This is a genomic window from Longivirga aurantiaca (assembly GCF_042660085.1).
Lineage (GTDB): Bacteria > Actinomycetota > Actinomycetes > S36-B12 > CAIYMF01 > Longivirga > Longivirga aurantiaca.
On sequence record NZ_JBHSTI010000002.1, the window covers coordinates 383,566 to 403,077 of the forward strand.

A 19,512-nucleotide genomic window follows, 5' to 3' on the forward strand; every position below is an offset into this window, starting at 1 on the left:
CGGGAGGCTCACGCTAGCTGCCGTTGGGGCAGTTGACTTCTCGGGTCTCAGTCGTCGAGGCCGCGGGCCACGAGCGCATCGCCCAGGGCGGTCGCCATCCGCAGCGAGCGGACGACGAGCGCGACCGTGTACGCCTGCGGCGCGAACACCACCCCGCGCGCCCGCTGGGCGTCGCGGACGTCGTACGCCGCCCCCACGACCACGGGCACCGACCGCATCCCCAGCGCGAGCATGAGGCCGACGCGGTCGGGGTCGACGCCGAGACGCCGCAACGGCCCGCACGCGGTGACCACCGCGTCGGCCATGGCGGTCGTCCGCGTCGTCAGCGTCACGAGGGCGGCGGCCAGGACGAGCACGAGCACGGTGCCGACGACGACGGCGGCACGGGACCAGCCCGCCGCCCACACCTGGAACCCGCCGATGAACAGCAGCACCCACAGCATCGGCCGCACCTGGCGCCAGACCAGCGCCAGCGGGAAGCCAGCGACCCCGTACCCGACGAGCACCACGACGCCGACGGCCGCGATCTGCCACGGCGTGTGCAGCCAGATGGTGAGGACGGAGAGCGCGAGCAGCACCAGCAGCTTCACCCCTGCGCGGGTCCGGTGCAGCACGGAGTCGCCGGGGACGTAGAGCGAGAGGTCCCTCATGCCAGGAGCCGGCGGTAGAAGTCGACCGCGGCAGCAGGGGAGCCGTCGCACACGATCCGGCCCTCGTCGAAGACCAGGACCCGGTCGTACTCCGCCAGCAGCTCGAGGTGGTGGGTCACGAGCACCACCTGCTGCGGCAGCGACTCGAGCAGGGCTCCGATGCGGTGGGCGTTGCGGAGGTCGAGCAGCGTCGTCGGCTCGTCGAGCACGAGCACCGACGGCTCGGTGACGAGCACCGAGCAGAGGGCGAGCAGCTGCTTCTCGCCGCCCGAGAGCGAGTGGGCGGGGGAGTCTGCGAGCTCGGCGAGCCCGAAGTCGCCCAGAGCCTTCGTGACCAGCGCGGCCACCTCGGCGGCTGAGTGCCCGCGCCGCTTCAGCCCGAAGGCGACGTCCTCCTGCACGGTCGGCATCACGATCTGCGCGTCCGGATCGGTGAACACGAAGCCCACCCGCCGGCGGACCTGCTTGCCGTCCTTGTTCGCATCCAGCCCGTCGACGGTCACGCTGCCGCGGTCGGGCAGCACGAGGCCGTTGAGCAGACGCGCGAACGTCGACTTGCCCGAGCCGTTCGCGCCGATGACGCCGATGCGCTGCTCGGCCAGGCGCACGCTGACGTCGTCGAGCACGGTCCGTCGGGCCGGGCCGGTCCCGAAGGCGTGCGTCACGCCGGTCAGCTCGATCACCGGCATCGCTCGACCACCATCGCGACACCCTGACCGCCTCCGGCCGCGATCGCGGCGAGCCCGTACCGCCCGCCGTCGCGCAGCACCAGCTGGCTGAAGAGGCGGACGACGAGCACCGCGCCGGATGCGCCCCACGGGTGCCCGAGCGCGAGCGCACCGCCCTCGGCGCAGACGCGCACCGGGTCGAGCCCGAGCGCGTCGCAGCAGGCGAGCACCTGCCCGGCGAACGCCTCGTTGATCTCGATGACGTCGAGGTCGTCGAAGCCGATGCCCGCCGCGATCACGGCACGCTCGACCGCCGGTACGAGGCCGATGCCGGGGCGTCGGGGGTCGACGCCCGCGGTCGCAGCCGCCAGCACGCGCAGGCCCGGGATCCCCAGCGCCTCATGGGTTTCCGCGTCTACCACCGCCACCGCGGCGGCACCGTCGCTGATGCCGCACGAGTTGCCCGCCGTCACGGTACCGCCCTCGCGGAACGCGGGCCGCAGCCGGGCAAGCCGTTCGATGGTGAGCCCCTGGCGGGGGCGGTCGTCGTGCAGGACGTCGCCGACGGCGACGAGCTCTGCGTCGTACGATCCCGAGGCGATCGCCGCGGCCGCCCGGGCGTGCGACCGCGCGGCGTACTCGTCCTGACGCCCGCGGGTGATGCCGTGCTCCGCGGCGAGGAGGTCGTTCGAGACTCCCATGTCGGGGTCGAGCTCGGCGGTCGGTGCGAAGGGCGCGCGCTCGTAGCGCACAGGCTCCTCGCCCTCGTGCGGCGGCCACATCCGCCAGGGTGCCGTCGACACCGACTCGACGCCGCCTGCGAGCACCGCGCCGCGGTCGGCGCGCAGGGACGACGCCGCGACGGCGATGGCCGCGAGCCCGCTCGCGCACTGGCGGTCGACCGTGAGCGCAGGCACCGAGACCTCGAAGCCGGCGGCCAGCGTCGCCACGCGGGCGACGTCGCCGCCCGGGCCCATGCAGTTGCCGAGGACGACCTCGTGGGGCTCGAGCCCGTGCTCGTCCAGCATCGGGCGCAGCCCGCGGAGCACGGTCGCTCCGAGGTCGGCAGCGGTCACCTCGGCGAGGGAGCGGCCGGAGGTGCCGATCGGGGTCCGCAGCGCGCCGACGATCACCGGGTGGCCGGTCACGGCGCGACCTCCACGCCATCGCCCGCAGCGATGCGCGCTGTCACTGCTGCCCGGTCGACCTTGCCGGCCGCGGTCAGCGGGAACGGCGTGAGCACGAACCAGCGGCGCGGCCGGTGCGACGCGGCGAGCTGTGCGCGCGACGTGGTGCGCAGCGGTTCGACGTCGTCCCTGTGCTCGAGCGCGGCGGCCACGACTGCTCCCAGCCGGGGATGCGGGATCCCGACGACGGCGAGCGCCCCGGTGGCACCTGCCCGCAGGCAGCCTTCCACGTCGGCGACGTGCACGGTCGCACCGCCGGTGAGCACCACGTCGTCGCGCCCGTGCACCTGCAGCCGTCCGTCGGCGAGGCTGCCGCGGTCGCCCACCGTCGCGAACCGGTCCGCGCCCTGCAGGAAGGGTCCGTCGCCGTCGACGTACCCCGACGAGACGTACGCCGAGCGCACCCACACCACGCCGTCACGCACCTCGAGCTCGACGCCGGGGAAGGCGGTGAGGTCGTCCTCGTGCGTGCCCCACGCGACGAACGACAGCTCGGCCGCGCCGTAGTAGTGGCTCACCCGCAGGCCGGCGGCGGATGCCCTGTCGTGCAGCGCGATGCCGAGGCGGTCGCCCGCGACGACCGCGTGGACGCCGTCGAAGCGTTCCCCGGTGTCGAGCACGTCGTGCAGCGCCGACGGGGTCAGGAACCAGTGGGTGGCCGCGTGCGGCTCGTCCACGACGTCTGCGCCCAGGAACCGCGCGTGCACCGCTGCGAACAGGTTCATCGTGCCGGTCACAGGGGCCGGGATCCAGGCGCGCGAGGTGCGCGCGAGACCGGTGAGGGACTCGACGGGCGCGAACGAGTCGACCCACGACCAGGTGCTGCGGCGCACGATCCGGGGCGTGCCCGACGTGCCCGAGGTGCGCAGGAGCACGTCGTCGCCGGCCTCGTGCGCCGTGACGAAGGCCGCGACCGGGTCGGCCTCGGCGAGGAGGTCCCGTGCGCGGTCAGGCCGTGACGTCGACGGGTTCATCGGCTGTCCGGCGCGGCGGGAGGAGGTCGGGCAGCGCCGAGTGCACGCCGCGCGCGACGAGCGCTGCCACCACCATCTTCACGAGGTCGCCGGGGATGTAGATGGCGAGGAGCGCCAGTGCGGCCGCCGGTGCGTTGCCGCCCAGGGTCATCAGGCTGATCCAGCCGCCCAGGTAGAGCACGAGCGAGCCCACGACGTTGAAGGGGATGCCGTAGCGCACCTGGTACGGCGCCCCGCGGCGCTCGGTCAGCAGTCCGACGACCAGGGCCGCGAACGGGAAGGCCCAGAGGAACCCGGCGTACGGCGTGGTGAACACGCCGAAGCCGCCGCGGCCTCCGGAGAGGAGGGGGAGCCCGATCGCCACGAGGGCGAGGAACAGCGCGACCGACAGGAAGCCACGGCGCGCGCCGAGCACGGCGCCCGCGAGCACGACGCCCATCGACTGCAGCGTGATCGGGGCAGGGAACCCGGGGACGAACACTGCGGGCACCAGGCCGAGGGCTGCGATGACGCCGGCGAAGACGGCGACGAGGGCGAGGTCGCGCGCGGGGCGTCGGGCAGGAGCGGTCACAGGATCCTCCGGGGCGGACGGGGTCGGGCAGAGGCAGGCTACGGCCGCCGTGATCCCCGGCGGGAGCCGCCTGCGGCTCGCCGGGTGGAGCGGTCGCTACGGAGAAGGTTCCGGGACCGGTGTCGAAGACCCGTCCCAGGTTCTCCTCAGGTGCTGCCGCCGCCCGCCGATGGGGCGACAAGGACCGGTCTGGCCGGCCCGCATCACGGCATCGGTGCACGGAGGCACCCCGCATGACGACTCTCACCCTGGATCGCGACGAGCGTGGACGGCGCCGCGGCGATCGCCGGCCAGATGCTGGCGCTGCCCGTTGCCGACGTGGCGCTGCCGGGCGGCGGCGTCGTGAGCGCTGACGCCTGATCCCACCGCGCAGCCACGGCCGCGACATCCTTGCCCCTCGGGTCACTGCGCCGGAGGATGAGCCTCTCCGGTCATGGCGGCCGGTGCAGGAGGCTGGGCGATGACGACGCAGTGGTCGGCCGAGGCGGCTGCGCGCGTGATCGCCGAGCACTCCGGCGTTCGCGGCCCCTTGCTGCCGGTGCTGCACGCGCTGCAGGAGGAGTTCGGCTACGTCGACCCCGCCGCGGTGCCGCTCGTCGCGAAGGCCCTGAACCTGTCGCGCGCCGACGTGCACGGCGTCCTCACGTTCTACTCCGACTTCCGTACGACACCCCCGGGGCGCCGCCGCGTCGGGGTGTGCCGGGGTGAGGCCTGCCAGTCAGTCGGCGGCCGGTCGCTCGCCGAGCACGCCACGTCGTCCCTCGGCATCCCGATGGGGGGGACGACTCCGGACGGCGGGGTGAGCCTCGACCAGGTGTTCTGCCTCGGGCTCTGCTCGGTCGCGCCGGCCGTCCTCGTGGACGGCCGAGGCGTCGGCCGCGTGGATGCCGCGACGTTCGACGGGCTGGTGTCGTCGTGACCACCACCGTCTACGTGCCCGGCGACTCCGCGGCCCGCGCCGTCGGAGCTGATGCCGTCGTGGTCGCGCTCGAGTCCGAGGCTGTGCTGCGCGGGCTCGACCTGCGCATCGTGCGCAACGGATCGCGCGGGCTGCACTGGCTCGAGCCGCTGGTCGAGGTGTCGACGCCGTCGGGACGGGTCGCCTACGGGCCCGTGACGGCAACCGACGTCGCGGGCCTGCTCGACGCCGGGATGCTCGACGGGGCGACCCATCCGCTGGGCCACGGCCCCACCGACTCCCTCGACTGGCTGGCCCGGCAGCAGCGCGTCACGTTCGCACGGGTCGGCGTGGTCGACCCGCTGTCGGCGTCGGACTACGAGGCGCACGGGGGCCTCGCGGGTCTGCGCGCGGCGCTGGCGATGGCTCCCTCCGACGTGGTGGCCGCGGTGACCGACAGCGGCCTGCGCGGCCGTGGCGGCGCAGGCTTCCCCGCAGGCATCAAGTGGCGCACGGTGGCCGACGCCCGGTCGACGGTGAAGTTCGTCGTCGCCAACGCCGACGAGGGCGACAGCGGCACCTTCGCCGACCGCATGCTCATGGAGGGCGATCCCTTCACCCTCATCGAGGGCATGGCTATCGCGGCGTACGCCGTCGGCGCGGGCGAGGGCTTCGTCTACATCCGGTCGGAGTACCCGGACGCCGTCCGCGTGATGCGCCGTGCGATCGAGGCAGCGACGGACGCGGGCTGGCTGGGCGCCGACGTTCTCGGCAGCGGCTTCTCGTTCGACCTGCAGGTGCGCGTGGGCGCCGGCGCCTACATCTGCGGCGAGGAGACCGCGATGCTCGACAGCATCGAGGGCAAGCGCGGCATGGTGCGGGCGAAGCCGCCGCTGCCCGCGCTGTCCGGGCTGTTCGGCCGACCGACCGTCATCAACAACGTGCTCACGCTCGCGACCGTGCCGATGGTGCTGGCGCAGGGGGCCGGGGCCTACGCGTCTCTGGGGATCGGGCGCTCCCGTGGCACCCAGGTCTTCCAGCTCGCCGGCAACGTCGCGCAGGGCGGCATCGTCGAGACGGCGTTCGGGCTGTCGCTGCGCGACCTCGTCGAGGGCTACGGCGGCGGCACGGCGTCCGGTCGCGCGGTGAAGGCGGTGCAGGTGGGCGGGCCGCTCGGCGCGTACGTGCCGGCATCCGGCCTCGACGTCGCGATGGGGTACGAGGAGCTCGCCGCCACGGGCGCGATGCTCGGGCACGGCGGTGTCGTGGTGTTCGACGACACCGCCGACATGGGGCAGCAGGCCCGGTTCGCGATGGAGTTCTGCGCCGAGGAGTCGTGCGGCAAGTGCACACCGTGCCGCGTCGGCGCGGTGCGCGGGGTCGAGGTGATCGACCGCATCCTCGTCGGCCCGCCCGAGTCGCGGCGTGACGAGCTGGCCGTCCTCGAGGACCTCTGCGAGCTCATGGCCGACGGCTCGCTGTGCGCGATGGGCGGGCTGACGCCCAACCCCGTGCGCAGCGTGATCCGGCACTTCCCTGCCGAGCTCGGCCTCGAACCGCTGGTCGAGGCGCCCACCCTGGGGGAGAGTGGGCAGCGATGAGCATCATCGATCTCGGCACCCCGGCCGTCCCGGGCGAGCGCACGGTCGACGTCGTCGTTGACGGCGTCCCGGTCTTCGTCGCGCCCGGCACGTCGGTCATGCGCGCAGCGGCCGAGGCCGGCGTGGCGATCCCCAAGCTCTGCGCCACCGACTCGCTGGACGCGTTCGGCTCGTGCCGCCTCTGCCTCGTCGAGGTCGAGGGCAGGCCCGGCACCCCGGCGTCGTGCACCACGCCCTGCACCCCGGGCATGCGCGTGCAGACGCAGACGCCGAAGGTCGAGAAGCTGCGCCGCGGGGTCATGGAGCTCTACATCTCCGACCACCCGCTCGACTGCCTCACCTGCCCGGCGAACGGTGACTGCGAGCTGCAGGACATGGCCGGCGTCGTCGGTCTGCGCGAGGTCCGCTACGGCATGGACGGCGCCAACCACCTCGACGCCCCCACCGACGACAGCAACCCGTACTTCTCGTTCGACGCGAGCAAGTGCATCGCCTGCTCGCGGTGCGTGCGCGCCTGCGGCGAGACGCAGGGCACCTTCGCCCTCACGATCGAGGGGCGCGGGTTCGCGTCGAAGGTGTCGGCGAGCGCCGCCGAGCCGTTCATGTCGAGCGAGTGCGTCTCGTGCGGCGCGTGCGTGCAGGCGTGCCCGACGTCGACACTGCAGGAGAAGACGGTCATCGACCTGGGCACGCCGACCCGCAGCGTGAAGACGACGTGCGCCTACTGCGGCGTCGGCTGCTCGTTCGTCGCCGAGCTGCGCGGCGACCAGCTCGTGCGCATGGTTCCCGACAAGGACGGCGGCGCGAACGCCGGCCACAGCTGCGTCAAGGGCCGCTTCGCCTGGGGCTACGCCACGCACCGAGACCGCCAGCTCGAGCCGATGGTGCGGGGCTCGATCGCCGACGAGTGGCGCGTCGTCTCGTGGGACGAGGCGATCGCCTACGCCGCCGAGCGGTTTCTGGCGATCCAGCGCGACCACGGGGTCGGCGCGATCGGCGGAATCACCTCGTCGCGCTGCACCAACGAGGAGGTGTACGTCGTCCAGAAGATGATCCGGGCGGCGTTCGGCAACAACAACGTCGACACCTGCGCCCGCGTCTGCCACTCGCCCACGGGATACGGGCTCAAGCAGACCTTCGGCACCTCGGCCGGGACGCAGGACTTCGAGTCGGTCGCGCACTCCGACGTCATCGTGGTGATCGGCGCGAACCCCACCGACGGGCACCCGGTGTTCGCGTCGCGGATGAAGAAGCGACTGCGTGCCGGGGCGAAGCTCATCGTGATCGACCCGAGGCGCATCGACCTCGTGCGGTCCCCGCACGTGGAGGCGGCGTACCACCTGCAGCTGCAGCCGGGCACGAACGTCGCGATCGTCAACGCGATCGCGCACGTGGTGGTGACCGAGGGCCTGGTCGACCGGGACTTCGTCGCCGCCCGCTGCGAGGACGACTCGTTCGCGCAGTGGGAGACGTTCATCGCGCAGCCCGAGAACAGCCCGGAGGCGCTCGAGGCCGTCACCGGCGTGCCCGCTGCCGACGTGCGTGCCGCGGCACGGCTCTTCGCGACCGGGGGCAACGCCGCGATCTACTACGGCCTCGGCGTCACCGAGCACAGCCAGGGCTCGACCATGGTGATGGGCATGGCCAACCTCGCGATGGCTACGGGCAACATCGGCCGCACAGGCGTGGGCGTCAACCCGCTGCGCGGGCAGAACAACGTGCAGGGCTCGTGCGACATGGGCTCGTTCCCGCACGAGCTCCCCGGCTACCGGCACGTGAGCGACCCGGCCGTGCGCGGGATCTTCGAGGCCGTATGGGGCCGCGCGATCGACCCCGAGCCGGGCCTGCGCATCCCCAACATGCTCGACGCCGCCATCGCCGGCCGCTACCTCGGCATGTTCATCCAGGGCGAGGACATCGCGCAGAGCGACCCCAACGTGCAGCACGTGAAGGCGGCGCTCGGGTCGCTGGAGCTGCTCGTGGTGCAGGATCTCTTCCTCAACGAGACAGCGAAGTTCGCCCATGTCTTCCTGCCGGGCACCTCGTTCCTCGAGAAGGACGGCACGTTCACCAACGCCGAGCGGCGGATCAACCGGGTGCGCCCGGTGATGGCGTCGGCGACCGGCAAGCAGGAGTGGGAGGTCGCCTGCGAGCTCGCGACCGCCATGGGCTACCCGATGTCGTACGTGCAGTCGGCCGAGATCATGGACGAGATCGCAGCCACCACACCGACTTTCGCGGGTGTTTCGTTCGATCGGCTCGACGCCGAGGGCAGCGTGCAGTGGCCGTGCAACGACGCCGCTCCGCACGGCACGCCGATCATGCACGTCGACGGGTTCGTGCGCGGCAAGGGCCACTTCGTGGAGACGCCGTACGTGCCGACCGACGAGCGCACCAACCGGAAGTTCCCGCTGATCCTCACGACCGGCCGGATCCTGTCGCAGTACAACGTGGGCGCGCAGACGCGGCGTACCGAGAACGTCCGCTGGCACAGCGAGGACGTCGTCGAGGTGCACCCGCACGACGCCGAGACCCGCGGCATCGCCACCGGCCAGGCCGTCACGATCACGAGCCGCGTGGGCGAGACGGTGCTGCGCGCGAGGGTGACCGACCGCGTGCCGCAGGGAGTCGTCTACACGACGTTCCACTTCCCGGGCAGCGGCGCGAACGTGGTCACCACCGAGTACAGCGACTGGGCGACCAACTGCCCCGAGTACAAGGTGACGGCCGTCGAGCTGGCACCGACCTCGCGCACGCCGGTGACGGACGACGAGATGCACTCCGAGCACCGGTCCGTGGCAGGGCGGTCATGAGCGAGGCCGGCCCGTCAGTGAACGCCGACCCGACCCAGGTCGCGAGCCTGCTCCGGATGGCCAACCAGATCGCGAGCAACGCCCACCACAAGCCGCACGACGCGGCCGTCGCGATGGTCGAGACGCATCTGCGCGACTTCTGGGCGCCGTCGATGCGCGCGCACCTGACCGAGTGGATGGACGCCGGCGGCGAGGGTCTCGACCCCATCGCCGCCGAGGTGCTGGACCGTCTCCGCGCAGGCTGACCGGTCGCGCAACCGTCAGCTGCTCTCGCGCGCCCGGCGGGCGGCTTCGGCCACGACCTCGGCGGGCATGTCGTCCAGAGGCACGTCGCCACCGGTGCGCGCGGGTGTGGCGCCGGTCAGCAGCAGGGCGGGGGAGTCCGGCACCGAGGTGCCCGCGCCGGCGGCGGGCATGCCGTCGCTCCACGAGCCGGCGCCGTGCGTGTGGACGGCGTCGTCGGGGTGGGCGAGCAGGTGCCGGGTCATGGCCACCATGAGCACACCCAGCAGGCCGATCATCGTGAGGCCCAGCACCACCAGAAGCACCATGCCGACCATGAAAGGGCCAAACCGTCGATCCCGCCCGTCGAGACGGGCCTCGGACCGGTCGTCTCAGCTGGGTCGGCCTGCCGCGATGTAGGAGGTCTTGACCGTGGTGAAGAACTCGCGGGCCTGCTCGCCCTGCTCGCGCGGCCCGTACGACGACCCCTGGCGTCCGCCGAAGGGGACGTGGAAGTCGACGCCCGCGGTGGGGACGTTGACCATCACCATGCCTGCGGTGGACCGGCGGCGGAAGTCGGTGGCCGCAGCCAGGGACGTGGTGACGATGCCGGCGGTGAGGCCGAACTCCGTGCCGTTCGCGACGGCGAGCGCCTCGTCGTACGACGCGACCTGCACGACGGAGGCGACGGGGCCGAAGACCTCGTCGCGGTTGATGGTGTCCTCGGGCCTGGTCCCGACGACGAGCGCGGGCTCGAGGTAGAAGCCGTCGGTCGGGCGCTCGAGGCGGCGGCCGCCGATGACCGTGCCCGACTCGTCGCGTGCGATGCCGACGTACCGCTCGTCCTGCGCGAGCTGGGAGGAGTCGACCACCGGGCCCATCTGGGTGCCGGTGGCGCGGGCGTCGCCGACCTGCAGGGCGAGCATGCGCTCGGTGAGGCGCTCGACGAACAGGTCGTGGATGCCGGCCGTGACCACGAAGCGCGACGACGCCGTGCAGCGCTGCCCGGTGGAGCCGTAGGCGCCCTGCAGGGCGCACTCGACGGCGATGCCGAGGTCGGCGTCGTCCAGGACGACGAGCGGGTTCTTGCCGCCCATCTCGAGCTGGACGCGGGCGCGCGATCCCTGCGCGGAGGCGAGCACGCGCTCGCCGGTCTGCACCGAGCCGGTGAAGGACACGGCGTCGGCGCTGCTGGTGAGGATGTCGCCGATGTCGCGGCCGCGTCCCATCACGAGGTTGAGGACGCCGTCGGGCAGGCCCGCGCCGTGCAGGATGTGGACGAGCTCCCACGCGCTGCCGGGCACGAGCTCGGCCGGCTTGAACACCACGGTGTTGCCGTAGGCGAGGGCGGGCGCGATCTTCCACGCGGGGATCGCGATGGGGAAGTTCCACGGTGTGATGATCGAGACGACGCCGACGGGCTCGCGTGTGACGGCCACCTCGACACCTGGGCGGATCGAGTCGAGCAGCTGGCCCGCCGGGCGCAGTGCCTGACCGGCGTGGAACTTGAGGATGTGCGCGGCGCGCACCACCTCGCCGACGGCCTCGGGCAGGGTCTTGCCCTCCTCGCGGGCGAGCAGGTCGCCGAGCTCGTCCTTGCGGCGGATGATCTCGCTGCCGGCGTTGTCGAGGATCTCGAACCGCACCAGGGGTGAGGCCTCGGCCCAACCGGACGCGGCCGCGCGGGCCGCGGCGAACGCCTCCCGCGCCTGCACTGCGTCGGCGAGCGCATAGCGACCGACCACGTCGGAGGTGTCCGACGGGTTCACGTTCGTGTTCACGTCGGTGCCCTCGACCCACGCCCCACCGATCAGGTTCGGGTGCACGTCGTCCGGGCCGATGGACTCACGCCGACCGTGCGTCGTCATGTCCTGCGCTCGCTCTCATGGGGTGGGGAGGGGTGGTGCGTGGATTCCTATGCTTGCTCATGAGCGCCCCGGTTCGTCCTCCGAGCCCCAGCGCAGCGGCCCCTGCGAGATCCGTCGGGGTGTCCACGTCGTACGCGAGCGACGCCCAGGGCCCGACGAGACGGCGTGCGCCACTCGCTGCGTGCCGGGTGCCCGAGGCAGGCCCGTACCTGGGATCCAAGGGGAGGCCGTGCCCGGACAGGAGCAAGGTCGTCCCCGAGCCCTCGCGATCGGGAACGAAGCCTCGCCGCCCCCGGGCGGCGCGGATGGCCGCCTCGAGCTCGTGGGTCCGCAGCGCGGGCAGGTCGGCGGGGAGCGCGGCGATCGTGGCCCGGGCGAACCGTCGGCGGGCCAGGTCGGCTGCGACCCGCAGGTCGCCGTTCAGGCTCCCCGTCGCCGGGGAGCACGCGCCGGCCCCGACGTGCTCGGCCAGTCCGACGACGCGGGCATCGTCGGACACCACGACCGTGTGCACCACCTGATCGGCAGCCATGGCGGCCGACACGGTGTCGTGGACGATCGCCAGCACCAACCCGTCGTGATCGAGGTGCGCACCCCGAAGCCGCGACTTCGCCAGGGCGAGAGCCTTGACCGGCACCAGCAGCACCGCGGGATGCGGTCCGTGCCCCTCCGGGCTCAGCATGCGTACGCCGGGCCTAGGCGTTGTCGCCGAACACCGCCTTGGCCTCCAGGAACTCCCGGATGCCGAACACGGCGTACTCCCGGCCGTTGCCGGACTGCTTGTACCCGCCGAACGGTGCGTTGAAGTCGAGCCCTGCACCGTTGATGTGCACCATCCCCGTGCGCAGCCGCCGCGCCACCCGACGGGCGCGCTCGGTGTCTGCGGAGGAGACGAAGCCCGACAGGCCGTAGACGGTGTCGTTGGCCTTGGCGACGGCGTCGTCCTCCCCGTCGTACGTCGAGATGGTGATGACCGGCCCGAAGATCTCCTCCTTGGCGATCGCCATGTCGTTGGTGACACCGGCGATGACCGTGGGCCGCACGAAGTAGCCGTGCTCGAGCCCGGACGGACGGCCGAGGCCTCCGGCGACGACGGTCGCGCCCTCGTCGATCGCGGACTGGATCAGGCGCTGCACCTTGTCGTAGCCCGCCTGGGACACGAGCGGCCCGAGCTGGGTGTCGGGGGCCTCCGGCTCGCCCACGACGGTGGCGTCCGCGGCCTCGGCCGCGATCTTGATCGCGTCCGCGAGCCGGTCGGAGGGCACGAGGAAGCGCGACCCTGCGTTGCAGGACTGGCCCGAGTTGGCGTAGACGTCCCGCAGGTCGCGCGGGATGGCGACGGCGAGGTCGGCGTCGTCGAGCAGGATGTTGGCGGACTTCCCGCCGAGCTCCTGGTGCACGCGCTTGACCGTCGGTGCGGCGTTCTTGGCCACCTCGATGCCTGCCCGCGTCGATCCGGTGAACGACACCATGTCGACGTCCGGGTGGCTCGACAGCGCGACGCCTGCACCAGGGCCGTCACCGTTCACGAGGTTGAAGACACCGGCCGGAACGCCTGCAGCGTCCAGGATCTCGGCGAAGATGACGGCGTTGAGAGGGGCGAGCTCCGAGGGCTTCAGCACCATCGTGCAGCCAGCCGCGAGGGCCGGTGCGACCTTCGAGGCGATGAGCAGCATCGGCCAGTTCCAGGGGGTGATGAGGCCGACGACGCCGATCGGCTCGTAGACCACCGAGGAGGTGCCGACCTTCTCCTCGAACTCGAAGGTCCGCAACGCATCGAGCGCCACGGCGAACTGCCCTGTGCCGCACGGGACATGGGCGTTCTCGGCGAGGCCTCGCGGAGATCCCATCTCGGACATCAGCGCCTCGGCCAGATCGCCGGCTCGCTTCTGGTACTCGACGAGGATGCGCTCCAGCAGCGCGATGCGGTCGGCGACCGAGGTCTGCGAGAACGACTCGAACGCACGCTTGGCCGCAGCGACGGCGCGGTCGACGTCGGCCTGATCGGCCAGCGCGACCGTGGCGATCGACCTCTCGGTGCTGGGATCGATCACCTCGAGGGTGCGTGACGAGCTGGGGTCGACCCATGCTCCATCGATGTAGAACTTCGTGGCGTTCGACATGGTCGACGTCCCTTCACCGGCGGCGGCGCTGCGTCGGACCCGACGTGCGCGCTATAAACGTTTCCAACCCTAGGCACGCCCGACCCGGGTGGTCAAGTGGGGGGTCCACCTACGCGCGAGCCACCCGCAGGTGCGGCCGGTAGCGGGCGACCGCGTCGGCGTCGACCGAGGTGTCGGTCAGCACGGCCTCGACCTCGTCCAGCCCCGCGACCCGAGCCAGGACCCGGCGGTCGATCTTCGAGGAGTCGGCCAGCGCGATCGGATGCTGCGCCGCGGCGATCATGGCCCGCTTGATGGGGACCTCGATCGTGTTCGTGTTGGTGATGCCTCCGTCGAGCGACACGGCGTCGGCTCCGAGGAACGTCCAGTCGGCGCGCAGCTCGGAGAGGAACGACGCCGCCTTTCCTCCGACGAGCGTGAACACCGTTCCGAGCAGCTCGCCTCCGGTCACCAGCAGCCGCGCGGCAGGATCGGTCGCCACGAACTTCGCGATGCGCAGGTCGTTCGTGATGATGGTCAAGGGTTTCCCGCGCAAGGCCACCGCGACCTGGTAGGTGGTGGATCCGCTGTCGAGGATGACGGCCTCGCCGTCGGAGACCAGCGCGGCAGCGGCCTCGGCGATCTCGGTCTTCGCCGCGAGGTTGGCCGTCTGCTTGCGCGCGTAGGGGATGTCCCCCGTCCCGTCCGCGAGGAGCCGGGCACCTCCGTGCGTTCGACGGACGTGGCCGGCGCGCTCCAGCACATCGAGGTCGCGGCGGATGGTCGACGCGTTCACCCCCAGCTCGAGGGCGAGCGTGTGCGCTTCGACGTATCCGTCCCGGACTGCGCGCTCGACGATCGCGTCGCGTCGGGCAGCGGTGCTCACGTGGCCTCCTCGGGGCGGGGTCCGGGGCCCAGTATCCCGTTTTCGCGCAATGCCTTGACGAGAAGGGTGTCGGAATGATGCAGTTCGCGCAACAAGTGCGCGATAACGCGCAACGGCGAGGACTGGAGAGGTTTCTATGACGGCATCGACCCAGGAGCAGACCGACACCGACGGCCTGGCCGTCGGCGCCGGCGTCGACCTCGCCGCCTCGACCCAGGCCGCGGCGCTGGCCGCCTCCCCGTGGGTCGGTCGCGGGGACAAGAACGCCGTCGACGGTGCAGCGGTCAGCGCGATGCGCCGAGCCCTCGCCGGGATCAGGATCGACGGCACCGTCGTCATCGGCGAGGGCGAGAAGGACGACGCCCCCATGCTCTTCACCGGCGAGCGGGTCGGCTCCGGCGACGGGGCAGCCTGCGACGTCGCTGTCGACCCGATCGACGGCACCCGCCTCGCCGCGCTGGGGCTGGGCAACGCGATCTCGGCTCTCGCGGTCGCGGAGCGCGGCGCGATGTTCGACGCGTCCTCGGTCTTCTACATGGAGAAGCTGGCGGCCGGCCCTGCTGCCGCCGGCATCCTCGACCTACGCCTTCCCGTGCGGGAGAACGTGTTTCGCCTCGCCGAGGTGCTGGGTCGCGATCCCGACGGCATCTGCGTCGCCGTCCTGGACCGACCGCGGCACGACGACCTCGTCACCGAGATCCGTGCGACCGGTGCACGCGTCCGCCTCCTCCCGGACGGCGACGTAGCGGCCGCGATCGCCGCGGTCGACGCCGGGAGCGGCGTCGACCTCATGCTCGGTTCCGGCGGCTCGCCGGAAGGTGTCCTCGCCGCTGCGGCGGTTCGGTGCTTCGGAGGCATCTTCCAGGGCCGGCTCTGGCCGCAGTCGGACGCGGAGCGCGCGTGGATGGGCGATCGTGGCTACGAGAGCGGTCGGGTCCTGTCGGCGAGGGACCTCGTGGCTGGGGACGACGTCGTCTTCGTGGCGACCGGAGTCACCGACGGGTCGCTCCTTCGCGGCGTGCGGTCCGAGCTCGGCGTGCCCGTGACCCACTCGCTGGTGGCGGACACGCGCACCGGGATGCGCCATCTGGTCGAGACCCGTCACCCGCAGCGGGATCCGGGAACCGGCTGATCCGAGGGCCATTGCGGTCCCGCGCGGCGAGCGACTACGGTTGATGAAACGTATCTACAAAGGGAGCGTTGTGGTCGACCAGCATCCGGCATCAACTGTGGTCGTGGTCGGCGCGCTCAACGTCGACGCCGTCGTACGGGCGCCGCGGCTGCCTGCTCCCGGAGAGACGGTGGTCGGGCCGCATGTCACCTGGCACGGCGGGGGTAAGGGCGCCAATGCCGCGGTGGCCGCGGCGCGTGCCGGGGCTCGCACCCAGCTCATCGGCGCTGTCGGCGCCGATGACCAGGGCCGGTCCACGCTGCGCGAGCTGGCAGCCGAGGGAGTGGACATCGGTGGCGTCGCCAGCCTGGACGACTCCGCCACCGGGGTGGCGCTGATCGTGGTCGACGCCCAGGCCGAGAACCAGATCGCCGTGGGCCTCGGTGCCAACGCGGACCTCACGCCCGAGTACGTCGCACGCGCGCTCGAGGGCCGGCTCCACGCGGCCGGGTGCGTCCTGGTCAGCACCGAGATCACCCCGGGCGCGGTCATCGCCGCCGTCGATGCGGCGTCGCGTGCTGGCGTGCCGGTGATCCTGAACCCGGCGCCCGTGATCGCCGCAGTCGCCCGCTGCATCAGTGGTGCCACCGTGATCACGCCGAACGAGTCCGAGGCGGACCTGCTCCTCGAGCTGATCGGCGGCAGCACGGGAGGACGTCGCGAAGAGCGGTGGAGCGAGCTGGCCGAGCGTGCCGCAGCGTCCGTCGTGGTCACGCTCGGATCGGAGGGCGTGGCGGTGGTGCAGCCGGGGGAGCCGGTGGTGGTGGTCCCCGCCCGCTCCGTGAGCGCGGTCGACACGACCGGTGCGGGGGACACGTTCAACGGCGTCCTCGCCGCGCGGGTGGCCGCGGGCGACGACCTGAGGGAGGCCGTGGCCTTCGCGGTGGCTGCGGCGAGCCTCTCGGTGACGCGCGCCGGCGCTCGTGGGGGCATGCCGACCTTCGATGCCATCGCCGCGTTCAGCGGACGCGGTTGACACGTCGCCGCACGCATACTATAAACGTATCTACTCTGACCCGTGCCAGGTGAGCTGCGGGCATCGTCCGCGCCGAGCGATCAGGAGACCGCCATGAGCCAGTACGACCCCGATGCGCCGATGGCGCAGAGGTACCCGCGGGTCACCACGCCCGAGCAGATGGATGCCGCGCCGCGGCTGAAGTTCAACGACGGGATCTACACCAACATCTTCATCTCGGCCGAGGGCGAGGACGCCCGCTACTTCCGGCACGGCATCTGCTACGCCGAGCCCGGTCACAAGACCTATCGCTGGGAGCAGTGGGGCTTCGACGAGTCGCACTTCGTCCTCGAGGGCAAGGTGCGCCTGCGGGTCGAGGACGCCGACGGGCGCGTCATCTACCTCGAGGCGACGGCGGGCGAGCACATCTTCCTGCCGGCCGGCTACATCTACGAGCTCGAGGACACCGGTGGCATGAAGTTCTACTGGACCAGCGGGCCGTCCAACCGCAACGGCCTCGTCGAGGTCCCCGACTACAGCGCGACGCTGCGCGCGCAGAGGAGCTGACCCCGATGGCGATCACTGCCAGCACGACCAACCCGTTGAAGGGGGCCAAGCGCTGGGCCTACCTGGCGCGTGCCACGACGATCCGCGTCGCGACCGTCAACGACGACGGCTCCCTCTACCTGACTCCGCTCTGGTTCGTCGTGCGCGATCAGCGCATCTTCCTGCCGCTCGACGCCGGCGGCCGTCACGGCAAGAACGGCACGTCGGGCCGCCCCGTCTCGGCGCTGGTCGACTCCGGCGACGAGTTCGTGACCGTCGCGGGCGTCCGGATCCTGGGCCGGCTCGAGGCCGTCAACGACGAGAACGCCCACGGCGAGCTCGAGGCCCTCATGTTCGACAAGTACTTCTACGAGGGCCACCCCTACGCCCACCGCTACTTCGAGTTCGGCGAGTTCGCCGGTCGCGTCTACTACGAGCTCGTCGTCGACAAGCTCATCGGGTGGGACTCGCGCGAGACGACGGTGTCGGACACGCCCGAACGGCGGAGCCTGCCCGCCCACATCGGCGATCGGCTGGTGTGAGCATGGCAACGGGGCTTCGGGTCCTGGTCGTCGGAGAGTCCTGGATCAAGCACACGATCCACATGAAGGGCTTCGACCAGTTCCACAACACGTCCTACGAGGAAGGCGCCGGCGTCTTCCTCGATGCGCTGGACGCGAGCGGGTTCGACGTGACGTACATCCGTGCGCACGAGGTCTCGTCGCGCTTCCCCACCACGATGGAGGAGCTCCAGGCTTTCGACGTGGTCGTGGTGAGCGACGTCGGGTCGAACACCTTCCTGCTCTGCGACGAGACGTTCCTCAGGTCGGAGAGGGCTGTGAACCGGCTCGAGCTCCTGGCCGACTACGTCCGCGCAGGCGGAGGGCTCGTCATGGTCGGCGGCTACCTCACGTTCACGGGCATCGACGGCAAGGGTCGCTACGGGATGTCGCCGCTGGCTGACGTGCTTCCGTGCACCCTCATGCCGACCGACGATCGCGTGGAGAAGCCGCAGGGTGTGACGCCGTCGTTCGACGACCTCGCCCACCCGCTGCTCTCCGCAGCACCCACGCCCTGGCCCGACCTGCTGGGCTACAACCGCATGACCCCGAACCCGGGAACCGACGTCGTGGCGCGGGTAGGTGATGACCCGCTGGTCGTTCTGGGACAGGTAGAGTCGGGCCGCTCGGCCGTCTTCACGTCGGACCTCGCACCTCACTGGGCGCCACCGGAGTTCCTCGAATGGTCCGGGTACCGCCCCCTGTGGGAGGCGTTGCTGACCTGGACGGCCGGCAAGTCCTAAGAGCGCCTCACGTCGGAAGGCTCACCGTGGCCGAGAGCAGGACCAGGCCCACCATGAAGGATGTGGCTCGGCATGCATCCGTCTCGGTGAGCACGGTCTCCTACGTCCTGAACGGGACCGGCCCGGTCAGCCAGGAGCGCCGCGAGCGGGTGCTCGAGGCCGTCAAGATGCTCAGCTACACGCCCAACGAGGCGGCGCGCGGTCTGCGGCAGCGCAGCGCGCCGACGGTGGGGCTGATCGTCCCGGACCTGACCAACCCCTACTTCGCCATGATCGCCGAGGGAGTGGAGCGGTACTCCTCGGAACGCGATGCCCTGGTCGTCCTGTGCGCCCCCGAGGTCGCGGGAACCAGTTCGAGCGAGCCGACGACCACCCGGCTCCTGCGCAGCCAGCGGCTCTCGGGGTGCATCTTCCTGTCCGGCGCATCGGCCGTGCCGCGGTCGCTCATGGAGCTGACCGAGCTCGGGCCCGTCGTGCTCGTGGACGAGCTGCTCCCCGGCTTCGGCCTCCCCGCAGTCGTGTCCGACAACCGCTCGGGTGCGCGTGCCGTGGCCGCGCATGTGCTGTCCATGGGTCACCGCCGGGTCGGCATCATCGGCGGCCCCTCGACGTTGTGGTCCTCGCACCAGAGGCTTGCCGGCTACCGGGAGGCGTTTGCGTCGGGCGGCATCGAGCCGGACTCGATCCCGCTGGAGGTCGGCGACTACCGCCAGGAGTCCGGCTTCGACGCCGCTCGGCTGCTCATGGCACGCTCCGCGGGCTCCGACCGCATCACCGCGCTCGTGTGCGCCAACGACCTGATGGCCGTCGGCGCCATCGAGTACCTCCGCTCGCAGTCCCTCCGCGTGCCCGAGGACGTCAGCGTGGTCGGGTTCGACGACGTGCCGTTCGCGCGCTCTCTCACGCCGCGCCTCACCACCGTGCGACAGCCGGCGCACGACATGGGTGCTCGGGCCGCCGAGCTGCTGTTCTCGCTCCTCGAGAACCCCGACATGTCGCCCCCCGACTACGAGCCGCTCCCCGTCGAGCTCATGGTCCGCGACTCGGTGCAGCCCCCCCGGGCCTAGCGCACACCTCCCGTGCACCGCGACGGTCGC

Annotated in this window: 20 protein-coding genes; 10 read left to right on the forward strand and 10 right to left on the reverse strand. The window is 71.9% G+C overall.

Annotated features, from left to right (window positions below; genetic code table 11):
- Positions 1–47: 47 nt before the first annotated feature.
- Genes ACFQGU_RS02060 through ACFQGU_RS02080 form a run of 5 tightly spaced genes read right to left on the reverse strand, consistent with a single transcriptional unit; the run spans position 48 to position 4,050 of the window.
- A complete protein-coding gene (locus ACFQGU_RS02060) occupies positions 48–650 on the reverse strand; it encodes a CbiQ family ECF transporter T component (RefSeq protein WP_386763687.1) in 603 nt (200 codons plus the stop codon).
- The gene (locus ACFQGU_RS02065; RefSeq protein ID WP_386763688.1) at positions 647–1,339 is read right to left on the reverse strand and encodes an energy-coupling factor ABC transporter ATP-binding protein; all 693 of its coding nucleotides are present in this window, start codon (positions 1,337–1,339) and stop codon (positions 647–649) included. The genes ACFQGU_RS02060 and ACFQGU_RS02065 overlap by 4 nt, the downstream gene beginning before the upstream one ends.
- Positions 1,330–2,466, reverse strand: coding sequence for a thiolase family protein (locus tag ACFQGU_RS02070; protein ID WP_386763689.1), 1,137 nt, complete (start codon positions 2,464–2,466; stop codon positions 1,330–1,332). Before ACFQGU_RS02070 ends, ACFQGU_RS02065 begins: the two co-directional genes overlap by 10 nt.
- Positions 2,463–3,479 (reverse strand): o-succinylbenzoate--CoA ligase, encoded by a 1,017-nt coding sequence (locus tag ACFQGU_RS02075; RefSeq protein WP_386763690.1) that lies wholly within the window; start codon positions 3,477–3,479, stop codon positions 2,463–2,465. The genes ACFQGU_RS02070 and ACFQGU_RS02075 overlap by 4 nt, the downstream gene beginning before the upstream one ends.
- Positions 3,454–4,050: a biotin transporter BioY gene (locus ACFQGU_RS02080; RefSeq protein WP_386763691.1), complete on the reverse strand. Its 597-nt coding sequence runs from the start codon at positions 4,048–4,050 to the stop codon at positions 3,454–3,456. The genes ACFQGU_RS02075 and ACFQGU_RS02080 overlap by 26 nt, the downstream gene beginning before the upstream one ends.
- A 460-nt stretch (positions 4,051–4,510) precedes the next feature.
- Between ACFQGU_RS02080 and ACFQGU_RS02085 the strand changes: the two genes are divergently transcribed.
- The 4 genes from ACFQGU_RS02085 to ACFQGU_RS02100 are packed head-to-tail and all read left to right on the forward strand — an operon-like array spanning position 4,511 to position 9,607.
- Positions 4,511–4,969, forward strand: a complete 459-nt coding sequence (locus ACFQGU_RS02085) for an NAD(P)H-dependent oxidoreductase subunit E (protein WP_386763692.1) — start codon at positions 4,511–4,513, stop codon at positions 4,967–4,969.
- A complete protein-coding gene (locus tag ACFQGU_RS02090; protein ID WP_386763693.1) occupies positions 4,966–6,549 on the forward strand; it encodes a formate dehydrogenase beta subunit in 1,584 nt (527 codons plus the stop codon). Before ACFQGU_RS02085 ends, ACFQGU_RS02090 begins: the two co-directional genes overlap by 4 nt.
- Complete coding sequence (gene fdhF, locus ACFQGU_RS02095; RefSeq protein ID WP_386763694.1) at positions 6,546–9,362, forward strand: formate dehydrogenase subunit alpha; 2,817 nt, start codon at positions 6,546–6,548, stop codon at positions 9,360–9,362. Before ACFQGU_RS02090 ends, fdhF begins: the two co-directional genes overlap by 4 nt.
- Positions 9,359–9,607 carry a formate dehydrogenase subunit delta gene (locus tag ACFQGU_RS02100; protein WP_386763695.1) on the forward strand — a complete coding sequence of 83 codons (249 nt, stop codon included), beginning with the start codon at positions 9,359–9,361 and terminating at the stop codon, positions 9,605–9,607. The genes fdhF and ACFQGU_RS02100 overlap by 4 nt, the downstream gene beginning before the upstream one ends.
- A gap of 15 nt (positions 9,608–9,622) precedes the next feature.
- Here ACFQGU_RS02100 and ACFQGU_RS02105 read toward each other — a convergent pair whose 3' ends face one another.
- From ACFQGU_RS02105 to ACFQGU_RS02125, 5 genes are all read right to left on the reverse strand, one after another.
- A complete protein-coding gene (locus ACFQGU_RS02105; protein WP_386763696.1) occupies positions 9,623–9,913 on the reverse strand; it encodes a hypothetical protein in 291 nt (96 codons plus the stop codon).
- A gap of 63 nt (positions 9,914–9,976) precedes the next feature.
- Entirely contained in the window at positions 9,977–11,452 is a 1,476-nt protein-coding gene (locus ACFQGU_RS02110) for an aldehyde dehydrogenase family protein (RefSeq protein WP_386763697.1), read from the reverse strand.
- Positions 11,430–12,134: a 2-phospho-L-lactate guanylyltransferase gene (gene cofC, locus ACFQGU_RS02115; RefSeq protein WP_386763698.1), complete on the reverse strand. Its 705-nt coding sequence runs from the start codon at positions 12,132–12,134 to the stop codon at positions 11,430–11,432. The genes ACFQGU_RS02110 and cofC overlap by 23 nt, the downstream gene beginning before the upstream one ends.
- A gap of 13 nt (positions 12,135–12,147) precedes the next feature.
- Positions 12,148–13,575, reverse strand: coding sequence for an aldehyde dehydrogenase family protein (locus ACFQGU_RS02120; protein ID WP_386763699.1), 1,428 nt, complete (start codon positions 13,573–13,575; stop codon positions 12,148–12,150).
- Between the two features lie 109 nt (positions 13,576–13,684).
- Positions 13,685–14,440, reverse strand: a complete 756-nt coding sequence (locus ACFQGU_RS02125; protein WP_386763700.1) for a DeoR/GlpR family DNA-binding transcription regulator — start codon at positions 14,438–14,440, stop codon at positions 13,685–13,687.
- A 136-nt stretch (positions 14,441–14,576) separates the two neighbouring features.
- Here ACFQGU_RS02125 and glpX point away from each other — a divergent pair, with 136 nt between their 5' ends.
- The 6 genes from glpX (at position 14,577) to ACFQGU_RS02155 (ending at position 19,482) form a co-directional block, all read left to right on the forward strand.
- A complete protein-coding gene (gene glpX, locus ACFQGU_RS02130; RefSeq protein WP_386763701.1) occupies positions 14,577–15,572 on the forward strand; it encodes a class II fructose-bisphosphatase in 996 nt (331 codons plus the stop codon).
- Positions 15,573–15,642: 70 nt separating this feature from the next.
- Positions 15,643–16,587, forward strand: coding sequence for a ribokinase (locus ACFQGU_RS02135; RefSeq protein ID WP_386763702.1), 945 nt, complete (start codon positions 15,643–15,645; stop codon positions 16,585–16,587).
- A 93-nt stretch (positions 16,588–16,680) separates the two neighbouring features.
- Positions 16,681–17,133, forward strand: a complete 453-nt coding sequence (locus ACFQGU_RS02140; RefSeq protein ID WP_386763703.1) for a hypothetical protein — start codon at positions 16,681–16,683, stop codon at positions 17,131–17,133.
- A 5-nt stretch (positions 17,134–17,138) separates the two neighbouring features.
- Positions 17,139–17,654 carry a pyridoxamine 5'-phosphate oxidase family protein gene (locus ACFQGU_RS02145; protein WP_386763704.1) on the forward strand — a complete coding sequence of 172 codons (516 nt, stop codon included), beginning with the start codon at positions 17,139–17,141 and terminating at the stop codon, positions 17,652–17,654.
- Positions 17,655–17,656: 2 nt separating this feature from the next.
- Positions 17,657–18,415, forward strand: a complete 759-nt coding sequence (locus ACFQGU_RS02150; RefSeq protein WP_386763947.1) for a glutamine amidotransferase — start codon at positions 17,657–17,659, stop codon at positions 18,413–18,415.
- Between the two features lie 53 nt (positions 18,416–18,468).
- Complete coding sequence (locus ACFQGU_RS02155; protein WP_386763705.1) at positions 18,469–19,482, forward strand: LacI family DNA-binding transcriptional regulator; 1,014 nt, start codon at positions 18,469–18,471, stop codon at positions 19,480–19,482.
- Positions 19,483–19,512: the final 30 nt, after the last annotated feature.